Annotated in this window: 9 protein-coding genes; all 9 read right to left on the bottom strand. The window is 69.5% G+C overall.

All coding sequences use genetic code 11. The annotated features are described in order from the left end of the window. Positions 1-15: 15 nt before the first annotated feature. The gene (locus tag DDW44_RS24415; protein ID WP_017944770.1) at positions 16-1,527 is read right to left on the bottom strand and encodes an amino acid permease; all 1,512 of its coding nucleotides are present in this window, start codon (positions 1,525-1,527) and stop codon (positions 16-18) included. Positions 1,528-1,691: 164 nt separating this feature from the next. Then, positions 1,692-3,698 (bottom strand): 1-deoxy-D-xylulose-5-phosphate synthase, encoded by a 2,007-nt coding sequence (gene dxs, locus DDW44_RS24410; RefSeq protein WP_240800779.1) that lies wholly within the window; start codon positions 3,696-3,698, stop codon positions 1,692-1,694. A gap of 206 nt (positions 3,699-3,904) precedes the next feature. Continuing rightward, complete coding sequence (locus DDW44_RS24405; RefSeq protein ID WP_108907748.1) at positions 3,905-5,200, bottom strand: sugar ABC transporter permease; 1,296 nt, start codon at positions 5,198-5,200, stop codon at positions 3,905-3,907. Beyond that, positions 5,197-5,985, bottom strand: coding sequence for an ATP-binding cassette domain-containing protein (locus tag DDW44_RS24400; RefSeq protein WP_037733477.1), 789 nt, complete (start codon positions 5,983-5,985; stop codon positions 5,197-5,199). The genes DDW44_RS24405 and DDW44_RS24400 overlap by 4 nt, the downstream gene beginning before the upstream one ends. Before the next feature lie 168 nt (positions 5,986-6,153). Continuing rightward, complete coding sequence (locus DDW44_RS24395) at positions 6,154-7,266, bottom strand: substrate-binding domain-containing protein (RefSeq protein WP_017944774.1); 1,113 nt, start codon at positions 7,264-7,266, stop codon at positions 6,154-6,156. 120 nt (positions 7,267-7,386) lie between these two features. Continuing rightward, positions 7,387-8,586, bottom strand: coding sequence for an ROK family transcriptional regulator (locus DDW44_RS24390; RefSeq protein WP_017944775.1), 1,200 nt, complete (start codon positions 8,584-8,586; stop codon positions 7,387-7,389). Positions 8,587-8,792: 206 nt separating this feature from the next. Then, complete coding sequence (locus DDW44_RS24385; protein ID WP_018888529.1) at positions 8,793-9,719, bottom strand: carbohydrate ABC transporter permease; 927 nt, start codon at positions 9,717-9,719, stop codon at positions 8,793-8,795. 1 nt (position 9,720) lies between these two features. Next, the gene (locus DDW44_RS24380; RefSeq protein ID WP_108907747.1) at positions 9,721-10,644 is read right to left on the bottom strand and encodes a carbohydrate ABC transporter permease; all 924 of its coding nucleotides are present in this window, start codon (positions 10,642-10,644) and stop codon (positions 9,721-9,723) included. A 79-nt stretch (positions 10,645-10,723) separates the two neighbouring features. After that, a complete protein-coding gene (gene ngcE, locus DDW44_RS24375) occupies positions 10,724-12,175 on the bottom strand; it encodes an N-acetylglucosamine/diacetylchitobiose ABC transporter substrate-binding protein (protein ID WP_108907746.1) in 1,452 nt (483 codons plus the stop codon). Positions 12,176-12,469: the final 294 nt, after the last annotated feature.

Raw genomic sequence — 12,469 nt, 5'->3', positions numbered from 1 at the left:
CCCCCGGTGCGGAATCTAGAACTCGGCGCCCTTGCCGAGCTTGCCGAGGCGGCTGTGGGAGCGGCCGTAGAGGTAGTAGACGACCACGCCCAGCGCCATCCAGACGGCGAACCGCAGCCAGGTCTCGGCCGGGAGGTTCAGCATCAGCCAGAGGGACGCCGCGATGGACAGGGCCGGCAGTACCGGCACCCAGGGGGTCCGGAACGCGCGGTGCAGGTCGGGCCGGGTGTTGCGGAGGATGATGACGCCGAGGGCCACGATGACGAAGGCGAAGAGCGTGCCGATGTTCACCAGGGCGGCGAGTGCCTGGAGGCTGGTGAAGCCCGCGATGATCGCGATGGCCACGCCGAGCACGATGGTCGCGCGGTGGGGTGTCCGGAACTTCGGGTGGGTGATGGAGAAGAAGCGCGGCAGCAGTCCGTCGCGGCTCATGGCGAAGAACACCCGGGTCTGGCCCAGCAGCAGGATCATGCAGACGGTGATGAGCCCCACGGCCGCGCCGACGCTGATGGCGCCGGCGAAGAAGGGCTGGCCGACGGCTTTGAAGGCGTCGGCGAGCGGGGCGGTCGCGGACATCTCGGTGTAGCGCTGCATACCGGTGACGACGAGGGTCACGGCCACGTACAGCACGGTGCAGATCAGCAGGGAGCCGAGGATGCCGCGCGGCATGTCGCGCTGGGGGTTGCGGGTCTCCTCGGCGGCGGTGGCGACGACGTCGAAGCCGATGAAGGCGAAGAACACGATGGAGGCGGCGGTGAAGATGCCCATGACGCCGAAGTTGGTGGGTTCGTAGCCGAACAGCACCTGGACCAGCGGCGCCGTGAGGCCGCTGCCGGTCTCCTGCGGCTCGGCCGGGGGGATGAACGGGGTGTAGTTCTCGGCCTTGATGAAGAAGGCCCCCGCGACGATGACCAGCAGCACCACGGTGACCTTGATCGCGACGACGATCGCGGTGATGCGGGCGGACAGCTTCATGCCGATGACGAGCACGGCGGTGAGCGCCAGGATCAGCAGGAAGGCCAGCAGGTCGAAGTGGCCGCCCGCGTCGGGCCCGGAGAGCGCCGTGGGCATCTGCAGGCCGATGTTGGTCTCCAGCAGGGCGCGCACGTAGCCGGACCAGCCGACCGCCACCACCGCGGTGCCGAGGGCGAACTCCAGGACCAGGTCCCAGCCGATGATCCAGGCGGGGAGTTCCCCGATCGAGGCGTACGAGAAGGTGTACGCCGAGCCGGCCACCGGCACGGTGGACGCGAACTCGGCGTAGCAGAGCGCCGCGAGGGCGCAGACGATGCCGGCGGCGACGAAGGACAGGGCGGTGGCGGGGCCGGCGTTCTCCTTGGCGGCGATGCCCGTCAGCACGAAGATGCCGGTGCCGATGATGACGCCGACGCCGAAGACGGTCAGGTCCCAGGCGGAGAGCGACTTCCTGAGCGCGTGCTCCGGCTCCTCCGTGTCCCGGATCGACTGCTCGACCGTCTTGGTCCGGAACGCCCCGGTGCTCCTGGGGGGCTGCTGCTGTGTGCTCACCGGCGTACCTCCGTACCCATGGCCGTCAACCCATGATCGAGAGGGGTGCGGGACCTCGCCCGCCCACGGAGTGCGTTTCACACGAAAGGACCGGCCGGAAACCTCTTCGGGTACTCCGACCGGTCCAATCGGTCTGCCGGTGCGTGCGCCGGACGGCGCGCGGATCAGTCCCGCGCGGGCTCGGCGGTCCTGCTGGGCTCGTCGTCGAGGCGGCCGTCCAGCGTGGCGACGAGGCCGGTGACCTGGCGGGCGATGTCCGGCGCGGTCAGCCCGATCTCGGCCATGACCTCCTTGCGGGAGGCGTGGTCGAGGAAGCGCGGCGGGATGCCGAAGTCGCGCAGCGGCAGGTCTACCCCGGCGTCGCGCAGCGCCTGGGCGACGGCGGAGCCGACACCCCCGACGCGGCCGTTGTCCTCGACGGTGACGACGACGCGGTGCTTGGCGGCGAGCGCGGGGAGGGCCTCGTCGACCGGCTTGACCCAGCGGGGGTCGACGACGGTGGTGGAGATGCCCTGCTTGTCGAGGAGGCCGGCGATCTCCAGGCACATCGGCGCGAGTGCGCCGACCGAGACGAGGAGGACGTCGGGCCTGGGGGTGTCCCCCGTGCCCGAAGGGCCGTGGGTGCCGGTGCCGGGCTCGCGCAGGACGTCCATGCCGCCGATCCGGCCGACGGCGGGGACGGCGGGGCCGACCACGCCCTTGGAGTAGCGGACCACGGTCGGCGCGTCGTCGACCTCGACGGCCTCGCGGAGCTGGGCGCGGAGCTGTTCGGCGTCGCGTGGTGCGGCCATCCGCAGGGTGGGGACGACCTGGAGGATCGACATGTCCCACATGCCGTTGTGGGAGGCGCCGTCGTCGCCGGTGACGCCGGCCCGGTCCAGGACGAAGGTCACTCCGCACTTGTGCAGGGCGACGTCCATCAGTACCTGGTCGAAGGCGCGGTTGAGGAACGTGGCGTAGACGGCGAAGACCGGGTGGAGCCCGCCGGTGGCGAGTCCGGCCGCGGAGGTCGCCGCGTGCTGCTCGGCGATACCGACGTCGAACACGCGCTCGGGGAAGGTCTCGGCGAACTTCTTCAGGCCGACGGGCTGGAGCATCGCCGCGGTGATGGCGACGACGTCCTCGCGCTCCCGGCCGAGCTTGACCATCTCGTCGCCGAAGACGGAGGTCCAGCTGGCCGCGGCGGTCTTCACCGGCAGTCCGGTGTCGGGGTGGATCGGGCCGATGCCGTGGAAGCGGTCGGCCTCGTCCTGCTCCGCGTGCTGGTAGCCGCGGCCCTTCTCGGTCAGGCAGTGGACGATGACGGGGCCGCCGAACCGCTTGGCGCGGGTCAGCGCGGACTCCATGGCCTCGATGTCGTGGCCGTCGATGGGGCCGACGTACTTCAGGCCGAGGTCCTCGAACATGCCCTGCGGGGCGATGAAGTCCTTGAGGCCCTTCTTGGCGCCGTGCAGGGTCTCGTAGAGGGGCCTGCCGACGACGGGGGTGCGCTCCAGGATGTCCTTGCCGCGGGCGAGGAAGCGCTCGTAGCCGTCGGTGGTGCGCAGGGTGGCCAGGTGGTTGGCGAGGCCGCCGATGGTGGGGGCGTAGGAGCGCTCGTTGTCGTTGACGACGATGACGAGCGGGCGGTCCTTGGCGTCGGCGATGTTGTTCAGCGCCTCCCAGGCCATGCCGCCGGTGAGGGCGCCGTCACCGATGACGGCGACGACGTGGTCGTCCTTCCCCAGCACCTGGTTGGCCTTGGCGAGGCCGTCGGCCCAGCCGAGGACCGTCGAGGCGTGCGAGTTCTCGATGACGTCGTGCTCGGACTCGGCGCGCGAGGGGTAGCCGGACAGGCCGCCCTTGGCCCGGAGCCGGGAGAAGTCCTGGCGGCCGGTGAGCAGCTTGTGGACGTAGCTCTGGTGGCCGGTGTCGAAGAGGACCTTGTCCTTCGGTGAGTCGAAGACCCGGTGCAGGGCGATGGTCAGCTCGACCACGCCGAGGTTGGGGCCGAGGTGGCCGCCGGTCTTGGAGACGGCGTCCACGAGGAAGGTGCGGATCTCCGCGGCCAGCAGGTCGAGCTGCTCCTTGCCGAGCCGGTCGAGATCGCGCGGTCCCTTGATACGGGTAAGCAGCTCCCACCCGTCGCCCACCGCCACATTTGAACGACGCGCTACGCGCGGCTGCGTCACCGTGCCTCCTTGCGTTCGAGCTGGTCGAGCTTGCCGATTTTGTCGAGTCTAATGTTCCGCTCCCGGCGGCTGTCATCGGGCGGTGCCTTGCGCGTCACTCCTTCGGACGACACGGGGGCCCTTGCGTACGGCTGCCCGCCCCTGGGGGAAACACGCGGCAGTGCCCGGCGCCGGTTCCGGCGCCGGGCACTGCCCGTGGGTGGCCGCTATGCGCGGCCGGCGGTCTTCTGCGTCTTGCGCGTGACCGAGTCGATCACGACGGTGGCGAGGAGCACCCCGCCGGTGATCATGTACTGGATCGGGGTGGCGATGCCCTCCAGCGCGAGCCCGTACTGGATCGAGACGATCACCATGACGCCGAGCAGCGCGTTCCAGGTGCGGCCGCGGCCGCCGAAGAGGCTGGTGCCGCCGATGACGGCCGCCGCGATGACGTTCATCAGCAGGTCGCCGGCGCCGGCGCTCTGGTTGGCGGCGGCGATCTTGGAGGCCCAGAACAGGCCGCCGACGGCCGCGAAGGTGCCGGCGATGGCGAAGACCGAGATCCGCACCGCGGTGACGTTGATGCCGGCGCGGCGGGACGCCTCGACGCTGCCGCCGAGGGCGAAGATCTTGCGTCCGTAGGCGGTGCGCCGCAGGACGAAGTCGGTGGTCACCAGGACCGCGAGGAACAGCACCAGGGCCAGCGGGAGGCCCTTGTACTGGTTGAACATGTACGCGGCGGCGAAGGACACGGCGGCGAGCAGCAGGGTGCGGAACACGATGTCGCCGAGCGGCCGGGACGGGATGCCGGCCGCCTGGCGGCGGCGGGTGTCGGCGACCGCCGAGACGAAGAACACGGCGACGGCCAGTCCGGCGAGGCCGTAGGCGGCGGCCACGTCGGAGAAGTAGTACGTGGTCAGCTTGCCGACGATGCCGTCGCCGTCCAGGTTGATCGTGCCCTGGGAGCCGAGGAGCTGGAGCATGAAGCCCAGCCAGAACAGCAGCCCGGCCAGGGTGACGGCGAAGGCGGGGGCGCCGATCCGGGCGAAGAAGAAGCCGTGCAGGGCGCCGATGACCGCGCCGCCGGCGATGGCGACCAGCACGGCCAGCCACTCGTTCATCCCGTGGGTGACGCTGAGTACGGCCACGATCGCGCCGGACACGCCGCTGACGGAGCCGACCGACAGGTCGATCTCGCCGAGCAGCAGCACGAAGATGATGCCGACGGCCATCATGCCGGTGGCGACCATGGTGACGGCGATGTTGCTGAGGTTCTGCGCGGAGAGGAACTGCGAGTTCAGGCTCTGGAAGATCGCGCAGATCAGGATCAGGCCGATGACGACCGGGATGGAGCCCAGGTCGCCGGCGTGGAGCTTGCGCTTGAACTCCGCGATGTAGCCGCCGAGGCCCTGCTCGCGCACCAGGAGCCGGGGGTCGACCGCGGTGACCGCGTCGTGCGCGGCGTCCGGGTTGTCCACCCGGTGGCGGCCGCCGGCGGGTGCCGGAGTCTTGTCGATGCTCACTTCTGCGCCTCCGAGGTGCGCGCCGCACGACGGGTCACGGCGTTGTCCGTGGCGCCGGTGATGGCGGAGATGATCTCTTCCTGCGAGGTGGACTTGACGTCGAAGACCCCGTTGTTCCGGCCGAGCCGGAGCACCGCCACCGTGTCGGCGACGGCCTTCACATCGGCCATGTTGTGGCTGATGAGGATGACGGCGTGGCCGCGCTCCCGGAGGCGCTCGACCAGGTCGAGCACCTGCGCGGTCTGCTCGACGCCGAGGGCCGCGGTGGGCTCGTCGAGGATGACCAGCTTGGGGGCGCCGAGCATCGAGCGGGCGATGGCCACGGTCTGCCGCTGGCCGCCGGAGAGCGAGGCGATCGGGATGCGGACGCTGGGGATGCGGATGGACAGCGTGCTCAGCAGCTCGCGGGAGCGGCGCTCCATCTCGACCTCGTCGAGGACGCCGCGCTTGCGGAGCTCCCGGCCGAGGTACAGGTTGCCGACGACGTCGATGTTGTCGCACAGCGCGAGGTCCTGGTAGACGGTCGCGATGCCCAGGTTCTGGGCGTCGTGGGGCTTGCCGATGGACACGGCCCTGCCCTCCCACTCGATGACGCCCTCATCGATGGGGTGCACGCCGGCGATCGTCTTGACCAGAGTGGACTTTCCGGCGCCGTTGTCGCCCACCAGGGCGACGACCTCACCGGCGTGGACCTCAAGCTCTACGTCGGTGAGCGCCTGAACGGCACCGAACCGCTTGGAGACCCCGCGCAACGCCAGCACGGGCGTAGCGGACACGTGAACCATCTCCTTCGCCGCCTGTCCGGCGGGATGCCGCGCCGGAGGGGTGGCGCGGAAGGGTTGAGCTGATGCTGGAAGAAGCGTTTCTGTCCGGTGCCCCGCCCCGATAGCGGGGGCTGGGAGGGGGCGGGGCACCGGCCAGGCTTCAGGGAGCGTCCCTCGGGGACGTGGTGGCTACTTCAGGCCGATCGCGTCGCAGGCGGCCTTGAACTTCGGGGTGCAGATGTCGGCGGCGGTGTAGACGCCGTCCTTGATGACCGAGTCCTTGATGTTGTCCTTGGTCAGGGAGACGACCGGGACGAGCACGGACGGGATGCCCTTGGTGGTGGGGCTGTCGACCTTGGACGTGGCGATCGCGTCGAGGCTCTGGCCCTTGGCGAGCGCGACGGCCATCTCGGCGGCCGCGGCGGCCTCCGGCGCGTACGGCTTGTAGATGCTCATGAACTGCTCGCCCGCGACGATGCGCTGCACACCGGCGAGTTCGGCGTCCTGACCGGTCACCGGCGGGAGCTTGTCGAAGCCGCCGGCCTTCAGGGCGGTGATGATGCCGCCCGCCATGCCGTCGTTCGCGGAGTAGACGCCGACGATCTTGTCCTTGCCGAGGGCCGAGATCGCGGCCTCCATGTTGGCGTTGGCGTTCTCCGGCTTCCACTCCTTGGTGTCGTACTCCTTGCCGACGTTCACCTTGCCGTCGAGGACGGAGTGGGCGCCCTTCTTGAAGAGCGCGGCGTTCGGGTCGGTGACGGAGCCGTTCATCATGACGATCTGGCCGCTCTTGGCCTTGTCGCCGAGCGCCTCGAGGAGGGCCTCGCCCTGGACCCGGCCGACCTCTTCGTTGTCGAAGGAGGTGTAGGCGTCGACGGGGCCTTCGGCGAGCCGGTCGTAGGCGACGATCGGGATGCCCGCGTCCTTCGCCTTCTTGACGCCGCCGGCGATGGCCTTGGAGTCCACCGCGTCGACGATCAGCGCGTCGACCTTGTTGGTGATCATGGTGTCGACCTGCTGCGTCTGCAGCGTCGCGTCCTGCTTGGCGTTGGCGTAGACGACCTTCGCCTTGCCGTTCGTCAGCTCGCTGATCTTCTTCTCGATGAGCGGCTTGTCGAACTTCTCGTAGCGCGCGGTCTGGTTCTCCGGGAGCAGGAGACCGATGGTGAGCTCGTCGCCCTTGGCGGTACCGGTCTTGGCGCCGGCGTCACCGGACTCCTTGGCGCTGCCGCAGGCGGCGAGGGACACGGCCATCGCGGCCGCGGTGACGGCCACGGCGACGCGACGCATCTGCGTGTTCATTCAGAAACCTCCCTGACGAGGCCGCGTCCTTGCGGCCGAGGTGGCTGGAAGTCAACTCGGCTGTAACGCCAGCGTCAAGGAGTAAATCCTTAACGAGATGACAACGTCGCCATTCGTTATCTAAGTGAAGGCAGGAGTACCGGCCGGTACCGAGCTGTCGAGAAGGGTCGAATCGCCCATTTCGCCGAGCACGAGGGCCAGCGCCCCCAGCACTTCGGCCCGGGCGCCGAGCGCCCCCGGGAGGACGGAGAGCCGCCGGGCGGCGCTGGGGATGGCATACCGGGAGACGGACTCGCGGATCGGCGCGAGCACCAGTTCCCCGGCCTCGGCGAGGCTGCCGCCCAGGACCACCCTGCTGGGATTCAGCAGGTTGCACAGGTTGGCCACGCCGCTGCCGACGTGCCGGCCGACGTCGGCGACGACCCGCCGGCAGCCCGGGTCGCCCTCCCGCGCCAGCTGGACGACCTTCTCCATGGTCAGGTCAGGGCCGTGGCTGGACTGGAGCAGCGGCAGTACGTAGCGGGCCGCCGCGAACGTCTCCAGGCAGCCCCGGTTGCCGCAGCGGCAGACCGGTCCCGACTCGTCCAGGGTGATGTGCCCGATCTCCCCCGCCGTGCCGCCGGGTCCGCGGTAGATCTGGCCCTCGATGACGAGGCCGGCGCCGACACCGCTGGCGACCTTGATGTAGGCGAGGTCCTTCACCCCGCGGCCGCTCCCCCAGACCAGTTCGCCCAGCGCACCGAGGTTGGCGTCGTTGTCGACGTACACGGGCACGCCGAGCCGGCCGGACAGCTCCTGGCTGGGGTTGATGCCGCTCCAGCCCGGCAGGATCGCCGTGGAGCCCAGGGTGCCGGACTCCACGTCGATCGGCCCGGGCACGCCCAGACCCACCCCGACGATCTTGTCGGGTCCGATGCCGGTGGCCTCGATGAGCCGTTTGACCAGCAGTTCGGCCCGGTCGAAGCCCTGGGCGGAGGAGGCGTCCACATCGAGCGGCTCGGACTCCTCGGCGAGGACCTGGTGGGCCAGGTTGCCGATGGCGACGCGCAGGTGCGTATGGCCGAAGTCGACGCCCACGACGATGCCGGCGTCCCCGCTGAGCGACACGCTGCGGGCCCGGCGGCCGCCCGCGGAGGTGGGGGTGACCTCGACGGTCCCGCCCTCCTTCAGTTCCCGGACGATGTTGGAGACGGTGGCGGCGGACAGGCCCGTGCTCCTCGCGATCTCGGCCTGGGTGAGCGAACCGGCCAGGCGCACGGCCCGTACGACCCGTTCGAGATTGGCCCGATGCAGAGATGTCTGCGACCCCGGAGTCTCCATCGACTCACACACTCCTGCTCTTCACTCCAACATGTGAACTCCAAGGGGAGCCTTTCGGGCACCTCTCCGTCAAGACCTGAGCGAAAGCCCGGCCTCTTCCGTTCTCATGCGCGTACCGCCCGCCGGGGGTGCCGGCGGGCGGTACGGGGGCGGTTCGGCGGGCGGTACGGCGGAGGGTACGGGGGCGGCGGCGGAGCGGGCGCGGGCTACTTCAGGGCGCCCGCCGTGAGGCCCGCGACGACCTGGCGCTGGAAGACGACGTACGCGGCGAGCACCGGCAGCATCGCCATCACCAGGCCCGCGAACAGGCCGGACCAGTCGCCCTTGTACCCCTGGCTGACGGCCAGCTGCACCAGGCCCTGGGAGAGCACCTTGTGCTCCGGCTCGGTGTTGAGCACCGTCGGCAGCATGTACTGGTTCCACTGGCCGAGGAAGTTGAAGATCCCGACGCTGATCAGTCCGGGCTTGGCCATCGGCAGCATGACCTGGAAGAACGTCCGGGTGTGCGAGGCCCCGTCGATCAGCGCCGCCTCGGCCACCGAGGTCGGCAGCGTACGGAAGAAGGCGGTCAGGAAGAACACGGTGAACGGCAGCGAGTAGGCGATGTACACCAGGATCAGGCCGTGGATGGTGTTCAGGAGCTGAATGTTGTTCATGACGAAGAACAGCGGGACCAGCGCCAGCATGATCGGGAAGCTCATCCCCCCGATGAAGAGGAAGTAGAGGAAGCGGTTCCCGGGGAAGTCGAACCGGGCCAGCACGTACGCCGCCATCGAGCCCAGCAGCAGGGTGCCCGCGAGGGAGCCGGCGACCACCAGGACCGTGTTCAGGAAGTAGTCGCTCATATGCGCCTGGCTCCAGGCGCGGGACCAGTTCTCGAAGTGGAGCCGGTCCGGCAGCGCCCACGGCGAGCTGAAGATCGCGTTGTCGTCCTTGAAGGACGTCATCACCGCCCACAGCAGCGGCATGACGACCATGAAGGCCCACAGGACCAGCACGCCGTGCGAGAAGGCGTTGAGGACCCTGCCGCGGCCCCGCCCGCCGCCCTTCCCCGGCCCCGCGCCGGGCGGAGCGGCCTTCATCTCGTGCAGGGGTTCCGCGGTGCCCGCGGGAGAGGTCTCGGTCGTCTTCACGTCAGTACTCCAGGCGCTCGCGGCGGCCCAGCCTCATCACGGCGGCCGCGAAGGCCAGCGTGACGATGAGCAGGGCGACGCCGATCGTCGTCGCGTAGGCCGCCGCGCCGTCGCGGAACGCCGACTGGTAGACGTACAGCACCAGCACCGTGGTCGAGTAGTCGGGGCCGCCCGGCCCCGTGGTCATGATCTGCACCACCGCGAAGGACTCGGCGCCGAGCGCGAGGATGCCCATGTAGACCCAGCCCGACTGGATGGTGTCCCGCAGCAGCGGCAGGGTGATCCGGAAGAAGGTGGTGACCCGGCTCGCGCCGTCCAGCAGCGCCGCCTCGTAGAAGTCCCGGGGGATGGACGCCATGCCCGCGGAGAACAGGACGACGAAGAAGCCGACCGTGGACCAGACGAGGACCGCCATCACACACCACAGGGCGAGGTCGGGGTCACCGAGCCACAGCGGCTGGACGTCGCCGAGTCCGATCGCCCGCAGCCCGGAGTTGATCGCCCCGCTCTCCGGGTTGTACGCGAACTGGAAGAGCAGGGCGACGATCGCGATCGAGAGCACCTGCGGGAAGAAGTAGGCGACCTTGTAGAACGACGAGCCGCGCACCCCGGAGACCGCGGCGCCCCTGCGGGGCCGCCCGCCCACATTGATCATGAAGGCGAAGAACAGGGCGAGGCCGATCGTCACCACCGGCAGCAGCAGCGCGAACAGCAGGCTGTGCTGCAGCGACTTCCAGAAGACGTCGTCGTCCATGAGCCTGGCGTAGTTGTCGAGGCCGACCATGGAGAATTCCGGGCTCAGACCGGTCCAGTCCGTGAACGAGTAGTAGATGGACTGGACGAACGGCCAGACGACGAAGAGCGTGTACAGCGCCAGGGGGGCCGCCAGGAACCCCACGATGAACCGGTACTTGCCGTGCTGCATGGTTACCGACCCCGATCCTCCGGAGTGATCCGCCCCGTGCTGCGTGCTCCCGGGGGCGTGCCCCGGGAGCACGGGCCGCTCACTGGTGCTTGTACTTCTTGACGGACGAGTCCTGGGCTGCCCGGTCGGCGAAGCCCTGGATCCTGCTGATGGCCTCGGCCGGGGTGAGTCGTCCGGCCATCATCTCGCCCAGACCGGCGACGCCGATCTGCTCCTTCTGGAGTTTGACGTACCAGTCCTGGAGCCGCGGGTTGACGACGTTCTCGCCGGCCTTCTCCAGCGCGGCGACGCCCGACCTCAGACCCGGCGTCAGCTCGATGCCGTCGGTGCCGCCGTCGAACGCGGTCAGCGACTTCACCTGCCGGGTGAAGTTCTTCGAGGACTCCTCGCTGAGCATGATCCGAAGCTGCTCCATGCCGCCCTCGACGTTCTTCGCCTTCGCCGGGACGATGAAGGGCTCGCCGCCGGAGGCCCAGAGGGTGCCGAAGGGCATCTTGTCCGAGGCGTCGAGTCCGGAGGGCGCGGAGACGGCGAGGTCGAAGTCCTTCGGCATGGTGCTCGCCGCCTCGTTCTCCACCCAGGAGCCGTTGGGGATGAACAGCGCCCTGCCCTTGGTCCAGGCGGTCTGGGACTGGATGTGGTCCAGGCCGGGGGTGCCCTTGAGGATGTAGCCCTTCCGCTGGAGCTCGTAGTACGCCTCGAACGCGGCCTTGACGGCCGGGTGCTTCCAGGCGTTCGGCTCCAGGTTGTCGATGGACTCCAGGACCTCCCGGCCGCCGATCTTGGCGATGAACGGGTAGAGCGAGAACGGCAGGTAGTAGGGGTGCTTTCCGGCGTACGTCCAGCCCGCGATGCCCTGCTTCTTCGCCTTCTCGCACAGGGCGAGCATCTCGTCCCAGGTCTCGGGGTACTGCGCGTCGAGCCGGTCGAGCGCGGTCCGCGAGTACCAGACGCCGTAGACCGTGTAGGCGTAGTAGAGGATCCAGACCGGTGCGCCGTCGAACTGGCCCATCTCGACGATGCCGGGGCGCAGCGTGTCCCGGACCTTCTTGGCCGGATCGTCGATCGAGGGCGCGTCCAGCAGCGGGGTGAGGTCGGCGAGCTGCTTCTTGCCGACGAGGACGCCCATGTCCATCTGCTCGGCGCCGGAGTTGTCGATGAGGTCCGGCGGGGTGCCCCCGTTGAAGCGGGGCTGGAGCTCGGACTGGATCTTCTGGGTGGCCTTGTGCGTGACCTTGGGGGCCTTCGGGAAGGCCGCGTTGTACTTCTTCTCCGCGTCGATGGCGTACTGCTGGCCGAAGCCGCCGTCGAAGATGACGACTTCGAGGGGCGCGGTCTCGTTGACGCCGAGCGGGTTGGCCTTGGTGACCTTGCCCTTCTCGACCTTGGAGCCGCCTGCGCCGCCGTCGCCGCTGGCGCAGGCGGACAGGAAGCCCATCGCGGGAAGAGTGACCAGGCCGAGCGCCGCGGACCGCTTGATCAGATCGCGGCGGCCGAGACCGCCGTTCGGGTGGCCGGAGGTGGATCCCATGCCAGGTCCTCGCCTTCTCCAGGACTCAGGCGGTGAACCGGTCGCCCGTCCTTCCTGGGATGAAGGGCCCCGCCACCGCGGTCGATTGGTAGAGCTGGTCGTGCAGGGGTGTTTCCGTGGCAGTGGGAACGGACTGCCGCCCGGGCCGCAGACGATACTTCGCCTGCCCGTTCCCCTGGCCCTTCGCCGTGCCTTCCGGCGAGGCGGACGCCGACAGGTATAGTCCACTCCCCTCGGCCGGAGCAAGATCGAAAGCAGGGTTGCGCGGCAGTCTTTCCCGAGTTGAGACCTCGC

Source organism: Streptomyces tirandamycinicus (genome assembly GCF_003097515.1).
GTDB lineage: Bacteria > Actinomycetota > Actinomycetes > Streptomycetales > Streptomycetaceae > Streptomyces > Streptomyces tirandamycinicus.
This window is presented reverse-complemented; position numbering and strand designations above follow the sequence as displayed.